General features: G+C 69.7%; 10 protein-coding genes. 4 read left to right on the top strand and 6 right to left on the bottom strand.

The annotated features are described in order from the left end of the window. Positions 1-61: 61 nt before the first annotated feature. The 4 genes from ASC81_RS05515 to ASC81_RS05500 form a co-directional block, all read right to left on the bottom strand. Positions 62-2,695 (bottom strand): serine/threonine-protein kinase, encoded by a 2,634-nt coding sequence (locus tag ASC81_RS05515; protein ID WP_056263581.1) that lies wholly within the window; start codon positions 2,693-2,695, stop codon positions 62-64. After that, positions 2,692-3,291 (bottom strand): ECF-type sigma factor, encoded by a 600-nt coding sequence (locus tag ASC81_RS05510; RefSeq protein WP_162245859.1) that lies wholly within the window; start codon positions 3,289-3,291, stop codon positions 2,692-2,694. Before ASC81_RS05510 ends, ASC81_RS05515 begins: the two co-directional genes overlap by 4 nt. 49 nt (positions 3,292-3,340) lie before the next feature. Further along, positions 3,341-5,038 (bottom strand): acyl-CoA synthetase, encoded by a 1,698-nt coding sequence (locus tag ASC81_RS05505; protein ID WP_056263577.1) that lies wholly within the window; start codon positions 5,036-5,038, stop codon positions 3,341-3,343. Between the two features lie 152 nt (positions 5,039-5,190). Further along, positions 5,191-5,718: a GNAT family N-acetyltransferase gene (locus tag ASC81_RS05500; RefSeq protein WP_056263576.1), complete on the bottom strand. Its 528-nt coding sequence runs from the start codon at positions 5,716-5,718 to the stop codon at positions 5,191-5,193. A 43-nt stretch (positions 5,719-5,761) separates the two neighbouring features. On the opposite strand from ASC81_RS05500, the gene ASC81_RS05495 reads away from it, so the two are divergent. Then, a complete protein-coding gene (locus tag ASC81_RS05495) occupies positions 5,762-6,676 on the top strand; it encodes an alpha/beta fold hydrolase (RefSeq protein ID WP_056263574.1) in 915 nt (304 codons plus the stop codon). Between the two features lie 12 nt (positions 6,677-6,688). On the opposite strand, the gene ASC81_RS05490 is transcribed toward ASC81_RS05495, so the two are convergent. Beyond that, positions 6,689-6,940: a DUF4212 domain-containing protein gene (locus ASC81_RS05490; RefSeq protein WP_056263572.1), complete on the bottom strand. Its 252-nt coding sequence runs from the start codon at positions 6,938-6,940 to the stop codon at positions 6,689-6,691. Next, entirely contained in the window at positions 6,933-9,104 is a 2,172-nt protein-coding gene (locus ASC81_RS05485) for a S9 family peptidase (RefSeq protein WP_056263570.1), read from the bottom strand. Before ASC81_RS05485 ends, ASC81_RS05490 begins: the two co-directional genes overlap by 8 nt. A gap of 96 nt (positions 9,105-9,200) precedes the next feature. On the opposite strand from ASC81_RS05485, the gene prfB reads away from it, so the two are divergent. The 3 genes from prfB (at position 9,201) to ASC81_RS05470 (ending at position 14,061) form a co-directional block, all read left to right on the top strand. Continuing rightward, a protein-coding gene (prfB, locus tag ASC81_RS05480) for a peptide chain release factor 2 (RefSeq protein ID WP_156391770.1) occupies positions 9,201-10,305 on the top strand; the annotation gives its coding sequence in 2 pieces (ribosomal slippage) (positions 9,201-9,281 and positions 9,283-10,305; 1,104 coding nt in all). Positions 10,306-10,387: 82 nt separating this feature from the next. Continuing rightward, the gene (gene pepN / locus ASC81_RS05475; protein ID WP_056263567.1) at positions 10,388-13,054 is read left to right on the top strand and encodes an aminopeptidase N; all 2,667 of its coding nucleotides are present in this window, start codon (positions 10,388-10,390) and stop codon (positions 13,052-13,054) included. After that, a complete protein-coding gene (locus ASC81_RS05470) occupies positions 13,051-14,061 on the top strand; it encodes a class 1 fructose-bisphosphatase (RefSeq protein ID WP_056263566.1) in 1,011 nt (336 codons plus the stop codon). The genes pepN and ASC81_RS05470 overlap by 4 nt, the downstream gene beginning before the upstream one ends. Positions 14,062-14,067 lie beyond the last annotated feature (6 nt).

The raw sequence follows: 14,067 nt of genomic DNA, 5'->3' as shown, positions 1-14,067 counted from the left end.
ATCTCCCTGGGGCCCGTGAACAGCCCTCAGATGACTCAACGGATTGCGGCCCGCGCGCCTATCAGCCGTCGTTCAAGAATTGACGACGCCAGGGCGACGCGGCGGCGTGGGCGGCCGCAGCCGGCGCCAGCAGGCGCCGCAGGGCCTGCACTTCGTCGGCCAGGCCGGCCTCGCGCAGGCGCCTCTGGTGCGTCAGGCCGAAGGGCAGCAGCCCGGCATGGCCGGGCACCAGGCTTGCCTGCAGCGCCGTCCAGGCCTCCCGGCTCCAGCGCAGCGCCGCCGGGGCGTCGCCCGCGCGCTCGGCCAGCGCGGCGCGCAGCCGCAGGGCGTGCGCCTGCTGGCTCTCGTTGAGCGGCTGGCGCTGCAGCGCGTCGAGCCGGTGCTGCAGGCCGGCGATGCCGGGCGCGCGAGCCAGTGCCAACTCCAGCCCAAGAAGCTCGGCGAGCAGCCGATCCCTGTCGGCCGCTGGCCGGCTGCCCCGCTCGGCCCAGAGCGCGTCGAACACCGCCTGCGCCTCGGTCAGTTCGCCTTTCAGCAGCAGCCAGCGCAGCAGGTTGACGCGCGCGATCTGCACAAAGGCCGTCTCGCTGCCGCCGGACAGCCGCAAGCGTTCGGCCACCGCCGCGCGCAACAGCCCCCCGGCCTCGGCGTCGCCCAACGCCATTTGCAGCCTGCCGAGGTTGTGCTGGAGCAAGGCAAGCCGGCGGCTCGGCTTGCCGCCGGCGAGCTGCTCCTCCATCGCCAGGCCGCGACGCAGCGTGAGCCCCGCCGCGACCGTCTCGCCGGCATCCAGCTCGACCGTGCCCAGCTCGTTCAACACCAAGGCCAGGTGCTCGTTCTGCGGGCCCCACACGGCCTCGCGCGTGGCGGCCGCCTCGCGCATCAGGCGCAGCGCTTCCGGGAACTGGCGTCGGTCGGCCAGCAGCCGGGCGAGCTGGGTCTGGGTGTCCAGCGCGTTGTCGGCACGCGGCCCGAGGGTCTGCTGCATGACCGCCAGCGCGCGGCGGAAGAAGTCCTCGGCCCCAGCCAGGTCGCCGCGCTTGACCGCCAGGCGGGCCAGGTTGTGCAGCAGCGAGCCGGTGCTGGCGTTCGGCTGGACCGGCGCCTTGAGATAGCGCGCCAGCGAAGACTGCAGCATCGGCTGGGCCTCTGCAAACCGGCCAACGTTGGTCAGCGCGACGCCGAGCCGGTTCTCGATGGTGGCCAGCAGCGCATCGTCGGCGGGCTGCAGCGCCTGCGCCAGCGTGAGGGCGCGCTGGCCGGCCGTGATGGCCTCGTCGTTGCGACCGTTGTTGGCGAGCATCAGCACGCGCCGGGCCTGCAGGCGGGCCTCGCGGTCGGGCGGCAGGCCGCCCAATTTCACGGCCTGATCGAAGGCCTCCAGCGCCTTGGGGAAGGCGCCCAGGCGCTCATAGACATCGCCCAGCACCTCCAGCAGCCGGCCGCGCTGGGCGGGTTGCTCCTTGAGCTGGGCTTCCAGGCGCGCGCGGCCGCGGTCGAGCAGCTCGCGGGCAGTCACGTCATGCCGGCTGCCGCCCTGGCCCGGGTCGGCACCCTCGAACAGCGAGACGACGAACTCGCTGACCTCGCGGGTGGTGGCCGCCTCCTGCTGCGCGCGGTCGCGCTCCAGCACCAGCCGGTGCGTGAAGGCGGCGCTGCCGGTCAGCACCAGGGCGCCGGTCAAGGCCCAGGCCCAGCGCCGCCGCAGCCACTTGCCGAGCCGGTACGCCGGGCCGCTGGCGCGCAGCGCCGCGAGCGGCGCGTGGTGGCGCAGCCGCTGCAGGTCGTCCAGCAGGGCGGGCACGCCGGCGTAGCGCCGCGCCGGCTCGGCGGCGCAGGCGCAGTCGATCAGCGCGCGCAGTTCCCCCGCGCGGCGCCCCGCCTGGGCGGCGGTCAGGCGCTCCAGCAGGCGGCCCAGCGCAAACACGTCCCAGGCCGGCGCGGGGTGGTCGCCCGCCAGTTGCTCCGGCGGCGCAAAGCCCGGCGTGGCCGCGGGGCTGAAGTCCTGCGCATCGCCTTGCCCGGCGAGCTGCGCGATGCCGAAGTCCAGCAGGCGCACCTGGCCCTCGCTGTTGACCAGCACATTGCCGGGCTTGATGTCGCAATGGATGACCAGGCGCGCATGCGCATGTGCCACCGCGCCGCACACCTCTTCGAACAGCCGCAGCCGTGCATCCAGCCCCAGGCCCTGCGCGTCGGCATGGGCATCGATGGGCTGGCCGTCGACGTACTCCATGACGAGATAGGGCTGCCCGGCCGGCGTCGTGCCGCCATCGAGCAGCCGCGCGATGTGGGCGTGGTTCAGTGACGCGAGGATCTGCCGCTCGCGCGCCAGCCGCGCCAGGCCCTCCTGCCCGCTCCAGCCGCGCAGCAGCTTGACGGCCGCGCGCTGGCGGTAGTGGCCGTCGTCGCGCTCGGCGCTGAACACCAGGCCCATGCCGCCCTCGCCCAGCGGCTCGCCGAGCAGCCAGGCGCCGAGGCGGTCGCCCGGATGCAGCTCGGGCGCCTGCAGCGCCTGGGCGGCCTGAGCCAGCGGCAGCGAGAAGCGCGTCGGCTCCGTGGCATGGCCCAGCAGGCGCAGCACGCGGGCAGCCTCCTCGGGCGTGGCGTCGGTCTGCTCGCGCAACGCGCGCGCCGGGTCGGCGGCGTCGGCGACCGTGTTGAACAGCGACTTGATGCGGCCGAGGCTGCTCACGCTTCCAGCGAGCGGCCAAGCTGCTCGGCCAGCCACGCGCGGGCGAAGCGCAGTTCGCGGTCCACGGTGGGCACGGACACGCCGAGCACCTCGGCGATCTCGTCGCGCTGCAGGCCGCCGAAATAGGTCAGCTCCAGCACCTCATGGGCGCGCGGGTCCTCGGCCAGCAAGCGGGTGAGCAGTTGGTCCAGCGTCAGCAGGTCGGCCATCCAGCTGTCTTCGCCGTGCGCCGACAGCGTGTAGGTGACGCGCCGCCAGGCCGCCTCGCCCTGGCCGCCGCGCTTGTCGGCCTGCCTGGCGCGGGCATGGTCGACCATGACGCTGCGCATGGCCGTGCTGACGGTGGCAAAGAAATGACCCCGGTCCTGCCAGGCCGGCGGGTTCTCCATCAGCTTCATCAACGCGTCCTGGAGCAAGTCGCCCGCGGCCAGAGAAGGCGTCTCGACGCCCCGCAGCCGCGACGCGGCCATACGGCGCAGTTCGCCTTCGAGCTGGCCGACGAGCCGGGCGAACGCGTCGCGATTGCCCGCTTTCCAGGCGTGCAGCAAGCGGGTGACGGTGGCTTCGCCGGCTGTGTCGGGGGTCAGGCTCTCCATGGCTTCATGCTGCCATAAGTGGGCCAGCCGCCCGGCCATGCGCTGCAAGCTAGGCGACTGCTGCCGCCTGCTCGCGCAGGCGCAGCACGCGGCGCTGCACCTTGCCGGTGGTGGTCATCGGCAAGGCGTCGATGAACTCGATCTCCTTTGGGTATTCATAAGGTGCCAGGCGGGCCTTCACATGGCCCTGCAGCGCCGCGACGAGCGCCGCGTCGCCCTTGTGGCCCTCGGCCAGCACGACATAGGCCTTGACCAGCGCGCCGCGCTCGGCGTCGGGCTTGGGCACAACGGCCGCGTTGGCAACGGCCGGGTGCTTGAGCAGGCAGTTCTCGATCTCGCCCGGGCCGATGCGGTAGCCGGCGCTCTTGAAGACATCGTCCGCGCGGCCTTCGTACCAGAGCGTGCCGTCGGCGTCCATGCGCGCGAGGTCGCCGGTGCGGCACCAGCTGTCGGCCGGGTCGCCGGTGAACTTCGCCTTTGTCGCCGCCTCGTTGTTCCAGTAGCCGAGGAAGAAGACCGGGTCGGGCACGCCATGCCGGTCGCGCGCATGCACGGCGACTTCGCCGGTCTGGCCGGGCGCGCATTCCTGGCCGTCGTCATCGATGACGGCCACCCGATGACCGGGGTAGGCGCGGCCCATGCTGCCGGGTTGGGCCGGCCACAGCGCCTGGCAGTTGCCGACGACGTAGTTGACCTCGGTCTGGCCGAACATCTCGTTGACGGGCACGCCGAGCGCATCGCGACACCAGGTGAACACCGCGTCGCCGACGGCCTCACCGGCGCTCATCAGCGCGCGCAGCTTGAGCTTGTGGCGCTGAGGACGCGGCTCCGCCTTCATCATGGCCTTGAGCGCGGTCGGGAACAGGAAGGCGTGCGTGACGCCATACGTCGCCATCAGCTCGAAGGCCTTGGCCGGCGCGAAGCGGCCCTGGAAGGCCACGATGGGCCGGCCGAAGTAGAGCGTCGGCAGCAGCGCATCCATCAGCCCGCCGGTCCAGGCCCAGTCGGCGGGGCTCCAGAAGACGGCGTCGCTCGGCTGGCTGGCATCGAAGGGGTCGAAGCCGAACCAGTTCTGGCTGGCGACGAAGCCCGTGAGGTTGCCCATCAGCGCACGTTGCGGGATCAACGCGCCCTTGGGGTTGCCGGTGGTCCCGCTGGTGTAGATCAGGATGGCGGCGTCGTCGGCTTGGGTGGCAACCGGCTTGAAGCGCGCCTCTTCGGCCTGCAGGGCCTGCATCCAGGGCAGCTCATCACACGCGGGGTCGATGGATGCCGGACATTCGCCGACGACCACGATGCGGCGCAGCGCCGGGCAGCGGGCCTTGACCTCGCGCAGACCGGGCAGCGCCTCGCAGGCCGCGATGGCCAGCACGGCGCCGCTGTCCTGCAGCCGGTACTCCAGCGCCTCGGCGCCGAACAGCATGGACAGCGGCATGGCCACCGCGCCGATTTGCTGGATGGCGATGTGGGCCACGGCCGTCTCGAAGCGCTGCGGCAACACGATGGCGACGCGGTGGCCGCGCCGCACGCCCTGGTTCAGCAGCGCGTTGGACAGGCGGTTGGCCGCACGCTGCAGCTGCGCATAGCTGTATTGCGCGCGGCAGCCGCTGTCACTGTCGAAATGAATGGCGGTGGCCTTGGGCGTGTCGCGCGCCCACCGCCCACAGCAGGCTTCGGCGATGTTGAAGTCGTCGGGCACCTGCCAGCGGAAGTCGGCATGCAGCTGCGCGTAACGGTCTTCCACCATGGGCCACCCCGGGTTGGGACAAGGGGGCGAATGCTAGCCAGCGCGGCGCACGCAGCCCTCATGGATTGCCCGAGTCTGGGCCGAGCGCCGGGCCGCCCCAAGCCGGCCCGTCAGGCGATGTGCGAGCGGCTCGATGCCGCAAGGCGAGGGGCTCAAATCCCCAACCAGGCCGAGGGCGACCACATGCTGGGCCGGTCGCCATCGGCATAGCGCTCCAGCGCGTCACCGGTCAGCCGGCAGATGCGCCAGTCGGGCATGACCTCGGCGCCGAGCTTCTCGTAGAAGCGGATGGCGTCCTCGTTCCAGTTCAGCACCGTCCAGTCGAAGCGGCCGTAGCCGCGCTCGCAGGCCAGCTGGGCCAGATACACCAGCAGCGAGCGGCCGAGGCCGCTGCGGCGGTGGGCGGGGCGGACGTAGAGGTCTTCCAGATACAGCCCCGGCTTGGCCAGGAAGGTCGAGAAGTTGGTGTAGTACAGCGCAAAGGCGACCACCTCGCCGTCGACCTCGCCCAAAGTGCATTCGGCCACGGGCGTGTCGCCGAAGAGATGCGGCGCCAGCTTGGCGGGCGTCACCTCAAGCAGATGCGTCAGGTTCTCGAACTCCGCCAGCTCCGAGATGAGTTGGACGATGGCGGGCAGGTCGCGCGGCTCGGCGGCGCGCAGGATGGGACGTGAAGGCATAAACCGATTGTCAGCTGACAAGGCCCTTGTCCTACAGTGCGGTATGCCCGATGTCTATCCCGCTCACCGCGTCCACCGCAGCGAATTTCTGAGCCTGCGCGGCCTGCGCCATCACATTCTTCGCTGGGGTGCCCCCAAGGCCGGCCGCGCACCGCTGGTCATGGTGCATGGCTGGATGGACGTCGGCGCGTCCTTCCAGTTCGTCGTCGACGCGTTGCAGGGCGAGCGCGAGGTGATTGCCCTGGACTGGCGCGGTTTTGGTCTCAGCGAGACGACCGGCGCCGACAGCTACTGGTTCCCCGACTATCTTGGCGACCTGGACGCGCTGCTGGATGCGCTCAGCCCCGCTGCGCCCGTGGATCTGCTGGGCCACAGCATGGGCGGCAATGTGGTGATGAGCTATGCCGGGGTTCGTCCCAACCGCATACGTCGCCTCGTCAATCTCGAAGGCTTCGGCATGCCCGACATCTCGCCCGCCGCCGCGCCCGAGCGGCTGGTCAAGTGGCTGGACGAACTCAAGGACCCGCCATCGCTGCGCCCTTACGCGACGCTGGTCGACGTGGCCGAGCGCCTGATGAAGAACAACCCGCGCCTGGCCCGGGACAAGGCGGCGTGGCTGGCGCAGCACTGGGCGCGCAAGGTGACGGGTGACGGGCCCGAGGGCTTCCAGCTCAATGCCGACCCGGCCCACAAGCTGGCCAATCCCATGCTCTACCGCAAGGCCGAGGTGCTGGCCTGCTGGCAGCGCATCACGGCGCCCACGCTGTGGGTCGAGGGCAGCGACGACCAGCTGACGCGCTTTTGGGGGAGCCGCTATCCGCGCGATGAGTTCGAGTCGCGACTGGCCGTGGTGCCAAGTCTTGCGCGCGCTGTGCTGCAGGATGCCGGCCACATGCTTCACCATGACCAGCCCGAGGCGCTGGCCGCCGTGCTGGAGCCCTTCCTCGCCAGCGATTGAAGAAGCCGCTGTTCAGGCGCGCGGCTCGCTGAACTCTTCATCCAGCCGGCGCATGGCCCGCGCATAGACGATGACGATGGCGCAGAAGCCCAGCAGCGCGCCCTGCGACGCCAGCCAGAAGGCGAGCGGCCAGCCGAACAGCTCGATGCTGAGCTCCCGCGCGAAATACACGGGTACGAAGGCGACGAGGCCCCAAGCCAGCAGCAGCCAGGCTGTCAGCCGGCGGGTGCGGCGCCAATAGCCTTGCTTCAGCGGTTCACTCATTCAGCCCCCATTGCTGCAGCATGAAGGTGTAGGTGCGCGCCGTCTCGCGCAGCGCGTCGAAGCGCCCCGAGGCGCCGCCGTGGCCGGCGGTCATGTTGATGTCGAACAGCACCGGGCTGCCCGCCGTGTTGAGGCTGCGCAGCCGGGCGACGTACTTGGCGGCCTCCCAGTAGGGCACCTGGCTGTCGTTGATCGCCGTCTTGGCCAGCAGGGCCGGATAGGCGCCCGCCTTCAGGTTGTCGTAGGGGCTGTAGGCGCGCATCCAGGCGTACTCGTCGGCCTTATTCGGGTTGCCCCACTCGATGTATTCCTCGGTGGTCAGCGGCAGGCTGGCGTCGAGCATGGTGTTGATGACGTCGACGAAGGGCACCTGGGCGACGACGGCCTTGAAGAGATCGGGCCGCAGGTTGGTGGCCGCGCCCACCAGCAGGCCGCCCGCACTGCCGCCGTGGATGATGAGCTGGCCCGGCAGCGTGTAGCCCTGGGACACCAGCGCCTCGGCGCAGGCGACGAAGTCGGTGAAGGTGTTCATCTTCTTGCCGAGCTTGCCGTCCTGGTACCAGCGTCGGCCGAGGTCGCCGCCGCCGCGCACATGGGCGATGGCGTAGACGACACCGCGGTCCAGCAGCGACAGGCGGGCGCTGGAGAACCGCGGGTCGGTGGGAAAGCCGTAGCTGCCATAGCCGTAAAGCAGCAGCGGCTGCGGGCTGGCGCGGCGTTTGTCCTTGCGGTAAACCATGCTGACCGGCACCTTGACGCCGTCGGCCGCCGTCACCCACAGCCGCTCACTGGCGTAGAGGCTGGCGTCGTAGCCGCCCTGCACGGGCTGGACCTTGAGCAGGTGCGGCTGGCCGGTGGCCAGGTCGGCCTCGTAGGTGCTCGTCGGCGTGGTCAACGAGTTGTAGGCGAAGCGCACGCGCGTCGCGTCGAACTCGCGTTGGGGGGCCAGCACGGCGCTGTAGGCCAGTTCCTTGAACGCCACCTCGCGCGCGGCGCCGCCCGCGATGGGGTACAGGCGCAGCTTGACCGAGCCGCCCTCGCGGATCTGCGCCACGGCATGGGTCTTGAACGCGGCGACCTGCTCGACCATCGCCGCGTCGCGGTGCGGAATCAGCTCCGGCGCGCGCTTCACGTCCCGGGCGCTGAACAGCGACCCCGCGCCCGGCCGCATCGGCAGCCGCAGCAGGCGGAAGTTGGGACCGCGATCGTTGATGCGCAGCAGCAACTCGCGGCCGAAGGGCGTGACGGCGTACTCCTGCCCAGCCGCGCGCGGCAACACCTCGCGCCAGCGGCCCTCGGGCTGGTCGGCCGGCAGCACGCGCCAGTCCTGCGTGTCCTTGGCCACGGCGCCCAGCATCAGCGTGCGGCCGTCCAGCGACTTGCCCAGCTGCAGGTTGAACAGCTCGTCCGCCTCCTCGTGCACGAGCACGTCGGCGGTGGCGCCCAAGCGGTGGCGCCAGAGTTGGTGCGAGCGGCGCGCCTCGTTGTGGCGGATGTAGAACAGCGTGCGGCTGTCGGCCGCCCACACGAACGCGTCGGCATGCGGCGTGGTGGCGACGACGCGGTCCTCGCCGCTGGCGATGTCGCGAACGTGCAGCTCGAAGTCGCGCGCGCCGCTGCTGTCCAGCCCATAGGCCAGCAGCCGGCTGTCTGGGCTGACGGCCATGGCGTTCAGGTTGACGAACTTGCGCGTGCGGGCCAGCTCGTTGAGGTCCAGCAGCAACTGCTCGGGCGCTTGCGGGTCGTCCGCGCGCTCGGGGCCCTTGGCCGGGCGGCGGAAAAAGATCGGGTATTGCTGGCCGACCTCGGTGCGGCTGCCGTACCAGTGGCGGCCCTCGCGCTGCGGCACGTCCTGGTCGCGCTGCTGCACGCGGGCCTTCATCTCGTCGAACAAGCGCTCCTCGGCGGCCGCATAGGGCTTGAACCACGCCTGGGCGTAGGCGGCCTCGGCCCGCAGATGGGCCTGCACCTCGGCATCGTCCTTCTCTCGCAGCCAGAAGTAGTCGTCGATGCGGCGGTCGCCGTGGACGCTGACGTCGCGCGGCTTCTTGGCGGCGACCGGCGCGGCAAGGCTGTCGGCCGACGCGGGCCCGGCGGCGCAAAGCAGGCTGGCGGCAAGCGCGGCCGTCTGAGCAAGTGCGCGCCAGGAGTGCATCAAGGGCATGTGATTGTTCTCCGCCGGGCGCCGCCATCGGCAGCGGGCCCCGGCAGGCAGAAGTGTCCATGCAAAAATCGCCCCCTTTGCACCGCTGTACCCCTCATGGACATCGAACACATCAACCAAATCGGCAACTCCCTGGCCGACCTCTCAGCGCGCACCGACGCGCTAAGGGGGTATCTTTGACTTCGACCGCAAGGCACTGCGCCTGAACGAAGTCAACGCGTCGCTGGAGAACCCCAACGTCTGGAACGACCCCAAGCGCGCTCAGGAACTCGGCAAGGAAAAGCGCACGCTGGAGGCCGTGGTCGAGACGATCACGATGCTGACCGGTTCGCTGGCCGACAACATCGAACTGTTCGACATGAGCCGCGAGGAAGGCGACGAGGCCGGCATGCTGGGCATCGAGGCCGACGCGGCGAACCTGCGCGCCAAGATCGAGGAGCTTGAGTTCCGCCGCATGTTCAACAACCCGGCCGATCCGCTCAACTGCTTTGTCGACATCCAGGCTGGCGCCGGCGGCACCGAGGCCTGCGACTGGGCCGGCATGCTGCTGCGCCAGTACCTCAAGTACTGCGAGCGCAAGGGCTTCAAGGCGACGCTGGAAGACGAGACGCCCGGCGACGTGGCCGGGATCAAGAGCGCGACCATCAAGGTCGAGGGCGAGTACGCCTTCGGCCTGCTGCGCACCGAGACCGGCGTGCACCGCCTGGTGCGCAAGAGCCCGTTCGACAGCTCGGGCGGCCGCCACACGTCGTTCGCGTCGCTGTTCGTCTACCCGGAGGTGGACGACAGCATCGAGATCGACATCAACCCGGCCGACGTGCGCACCGACACCTTCCGCGCCTCGGGCGCCGGTGGCCAGCACATCAACAAGACCGACTCTGCGGTGCGCCTGACGCACATCCCGACCGGCATCGTCGTGCAATGCCAGGACGGCCGCAGCCAGCACAGCAACCGCGACGTCGCCTGGAAGCGCCTGCGCTCGCGCCTGTACGACCATGAGATGCGCAAGCGCCAGGAAGAGCAGCAGAAGCTGGAAGACACCAAGACCGACGTCGGCTGGGGCCACCAGATCCGCAGCTACGTGCTGGACCAGAGCCGCATCAAGGACCTGCGCACCAACTACGAAACGTCCGCAACGCAGAAGGTGCTGGACGGGGATCTCGACCCCTTCATCACCGAGTCCCTCAAGCAAGGCGTCTGACGCCCCGGGGCCGCCAGTGCGGCCCCTTGCTCTTTTTGCCGCTACGGCGGCCCTTTCCATTCCTCACCCAAGGAAGCCCCTCATGCGCGAAGGCACTGCCACCCTGATCCAACGCCTGGACTACCAGCAGCCAGCGTTCTGGATCCGCAAGGTCGACCTGACCTTCGACCTCGACCCCGCCAAGACCCTGGTCACCAGCAAGATGCAGGTCGAGCGCAACCGCGCCGTGCCGCATGGCCCGCTGCGCCTGCATGGCGAGGAGCTGAACCTGCTGCGCGTGCTGATCGACGGCGCCTCGGTGTCCTTCCGCCAGGAAGGCCATGAGCTGATCATCGAAGGCGCACCCGACGCCGACTTCGCGCTCGAAATCCGCAACACCTGCTGCCCCGACAAGAACACGGCCCTGTCCGGCCTCTACACGTCCGGCGGCAGCTTCTTCACGCAGTGCGAGGCCGAGGGCTTCCGCCGCATCACCTACTTCCTGGACCGGCCCGACGTGATGGCGGTCTACACGGTGACGCTGCGCGGCGACGCGGCCAGGTTCCCCGTGCTGCTGTCCAACGGCAACCTGGTCGACAGCGGCAAGCTGGACGAGCCCGGCAACAAGGGGCGTCATTTCGCGGTCTGGCACGACCCTTTCCCCAAGCCAAGCTATTTGTTCGCCGTGGTCGCGGGTGACTTGGTCGCGCGCGAGCAGCGCGTGCGCACCCGCGCCGGCAAGGACCACCTGCTGCAGGTCTATGTGCGCAGGGGCGACCTGGAGAAGACCGAGCATGCGATGAACAGCCTCATCGCCTCCATCGTGTGGGACGAGGCGCGCTTCGGCCTGCCGCTGGACCTGGAGCGCTTCATGGTGGTCGGCGTGTCCGACTTCAACATGGGCGCGATGGAGAACAAGGGCCTGAACATCTTCAACACGGCCGCCCTGCTCGCCTCGCCCGCGACGGCCACCGACGCCGACTTCAACCGCATCGAGTCCATCGTCGCGCACGAGTACTTCCACAACTGGACCGGCAACCGCGTCACCTGCCGCGACTGGTTCCAGCTGTCGCTGAAGGAGGGCCTGACGGTATTCCGCGACCAGGAATTCAGCATGGACATGGCTGGCACGCCGTCGGCCCGCGCCGTCTGCCGCATCCAGGACGTGCGCCAGCTGCGCGCCATGCAGTTCCCAGAGGACAGCGGCGCCATGGCCCACCCGGTGCGCCCGGACAGCTACAGCGAGATCAACAACTTCTACACCGCCACCGTCTACGAGAAGGGCTCGGAGGTGGTGCGCATGTACCAGACGCTCGTCGGCCGCGCCGGCTTCGAAGCGGGCATGAAGCTCTACTTCGAACGCCACGACGGCCAGGCCGTCACCTGCGACGACTTCGCGCAGGCGATCGCCGACGCCAACCCCGGTTCGCCGCTGAGCACGCGGCTGGACACCTTCAAGCGCTGGTACTCGCAGGCCGGCACACCGCGCGTGACTGCGCACGGCGAGCATGACGCCGCCGCCCGCACCTTCACGCTGCGCTTCACCCAGCAGACGCCGGCGACGCCGGGCCAGAGCGACAAGCAGCCGCAGGTCGTCCCCATCGTCATGGGGCTGCTGGACCGACACGGCGCTGCGCTGCCGCTGAACGGCAACGGTGACGTCGAGACCGTGCTCGTGCTGGACCAGGCCGAGCAGACGTTCGTTTTCCAGAACATCGACAGCGAACCCGTGCCCTCGCTGCTGCGCGGCTTCTCGGCGCCCGTCGTGCTGGAGGACGGCCTGTCGGACGCCGCGCTGCTGGTGCTGATGCGCCATGACAGCGACCCCTTCAACCGCTGGGAGGCCGGCCAGCGCCTGGCGCTGAACCGCATCCTGTCGGCACTGCGCGCCGGCCAGCCGCTGCTGCTGAGCCCCGTCTTCATCGACGCGATGCGCGGCGTGCTCAACCACCCCGAGCTGGACCCCGCCTTCAAGGAACTGGCACTGACACTGCCCGGCGAGAGCTATATCGCCGAGCAGCTCGATGTCGTCGACCCGCAGGCCATCCACGCCGCTGTCATGGCCGCGCAGCAGCAGCTCGCCAGCGCGCTGCGCGACGACTGGGCCGCCGCCTTCGAGGCGCATCAGATCCAGGGCGGCTACACGCCCGACCCCGTGTCGTCGGGCAAGCGCGCGTTGGCGAACCTCGCGCTGTCCATGCTGGTGCTGGACGCGCAGGCCACCGGCGACACCGTCTGGCCCGGCAAGGCCTACCAGCGCTTCAAGGACGCGTCCAACATGACCGAGCGCATGGGTGCGCTGGCTGCGCTGGTCAATGCCAATGCCCCGCTGGCCGCGCCGGCGCTCGAGCGCTTCCACGCGCTGTTCAAGGACGACGCGCTGGTGGTGGACAAGTGGTTTGCGTTGCAGGCCCGCGCGCCCGAGGCCGATGGCCGCGTCTTCGCCCGGGTCAGGTCGCTGATGAAGCATGCCGACTTCAGCCTGAAGAACCCCAACCGCGCGCGCAGCCTGCTGGCTTCGCTGTGCATGTTCAACCCCGCCGCCTTCCACCGCGCCGACGCGGCGGGCTATGTGTTCTGGGCCGAGCAGGTGCTGGCCATCGACGCCATCAACCCGCAGCTGGCCAGTCGCATCGCCCGCGCGATGGATCGCTGGTCGGTGCTGGCCGAGCCCTACCGCAGCGCCGCCCGCGAGGCCGTGGCGCGCGTGGCCGCCAAGCCGGACCTGTCCAGTGATGTCCGCGAAATCGTTGAAAGGGCCTTGGCATGAGCCGCCAGACCAGCCTGACCCAGTACCTCGTCGAGCAGCAGCGCGAGCACGGCCACATCCCGCAGGAACTGCGCCTGCTGATCGAGGTCGTCGCGCGTGCCTGCAAGCGCATCGCCATCGCCGTCAACAAGGGCGCGCTGGGTGATGTGCTCGGCACCGCCGGCAGCGAAAACGTGCAGGGCGAGGTGCAGAAGAAGCTCGACATCATCGCCAACGAGGTGCTGATCGAGGCCAACGAATGGGGCGGCCACCTGGCGGCCATGGCCAGCGAAGAGATGGACGGCATCTACGTCGTGCCCAACCGCTACCCGCAGGGTGAGTACCTGCTGCTGTTCGACCCGCTCGACGGCTCCAGCAACATCGACGTCAACGTCTCCATCGGCACCATCTTCAGCGTGCTGCGCAAGGTCGGCCATTCGCGCGGCGTGTCGGAGGAAGACTTCCTGCAGCCCGGCAAGCAGCAGGCGGCCGCCGGCTATTGCGTCTACGGCCCGCAGAGCATGCTGGTGCTGACGGTGGGCGATGGCGTGGCCGTCTTCACGCTGGAGCGCGAGACGGGCTCCTGGGTGCTGACACAGGACCAGGTGCGCATTCCGGACGACACCAAGGAGTTCGCCATCAACATGTCGAACATGCGCCACTGGGCGCCGCCGGTAACGCGCTACATCGAGGAATGCCTGGCCGGCAGCACCGGCCCGCGCGCCAAGGACTTCAACATGCGCTGGGTTGCCAGCATGGTGGCCGACGTGCACCGCATCCTCACGCGCGGCGGCGTGTTCCTGTACCCCTGGGACCAGCGCGAGCCCGACAAGCCCGGCAAGCTGCGTCTGCTGTACGAGGCGAACCCCATGGCCTTCCTCGTCGAGCAGGCGGGCGGCGCGGCCATCAACGGTACGGAACGCATCATGGATTTGAAGCCCGCCAAGCTGCACGAGCGCGTCGCCGTGGCGCTGGGCTCGAAGAACGAAGTAGAGCGCATCGCCCGCTACCACCAGCAAGCCGATTAAAAAGAG

Source organism: Pelomonas sp. Root405 (assembly GCF_001425165.1).
Classification (GTDB): domain Bacteria; phylum Pseudomonadota; class Gammaproteobacteria; order Burkholderiales; family Burkholderiaceae_C; genus Pelomonas.
The sequence above is the reverse complement of the archived record's forward strand: the minus strand, read 5'-3'. Positions and strand labels throughout refer to the sequence as shown.

Bases quoted from the DNA above. Each gene is read 5' to 3' on its own strand.
- ASC81_RS05510 (WP_162245859.1), bottom strand. From the start codon at position 3,291: ATGGAGAGCCTGACCCCCGACACAGCCGGCGAAGCCACCGTCACCCGC.
- ASC81_RS05505 (WP_056263577.1), bottom strand. From the start codon at position 5,038: ATGGTGGAAGACCGTTACGCGCAGCTGCATGCCGACTTCCGCTGGCAG.
- ASC81_RS05500 (WP_056263576.1), bottom strand. From the start codon at position 5,718: ATGCCTTCACGTCCCATCCTGCGCGCCGCCGAGCCGCGCGACCTGCCC.
- ASC81_RS05495 (WP_056263574.1), top strand. From the start codon at position 5,762: ATGCCCGATGTCTATCCCGCTCACCGCGTCCACCGCAGCGAATTTCTG.
- ASC81_RS05490 (WP_056263572.1), bottom strand. From the start codon at position 6,940: ATGAGTGAACCGCTGAAGCAAGGCTATTGGCGCCGCACCCGCCGGCTG.
- ASC81_RS05485 (WP_056263570.1), bottom strand. From the start codon at position 9,104: ATGCCCTTGATGCACTCCTGGCGCGCACTTGCTCAGACGGCCGCGCTT.
- pepN (WP_056263567.1), top strand. From the start codon at position 10,388: ATGCGCGAAGGCACTGCCACCCTGATCCAACGCCTGGACTACCAGCAG.
- ASC81_RS05470 (WP_056263566.1), top strand. From the start codon at position 13,051: ATGAGCCGCCAGACCAGCCTGACCCAGTACCTCGTCGAGCAGCAGCGC.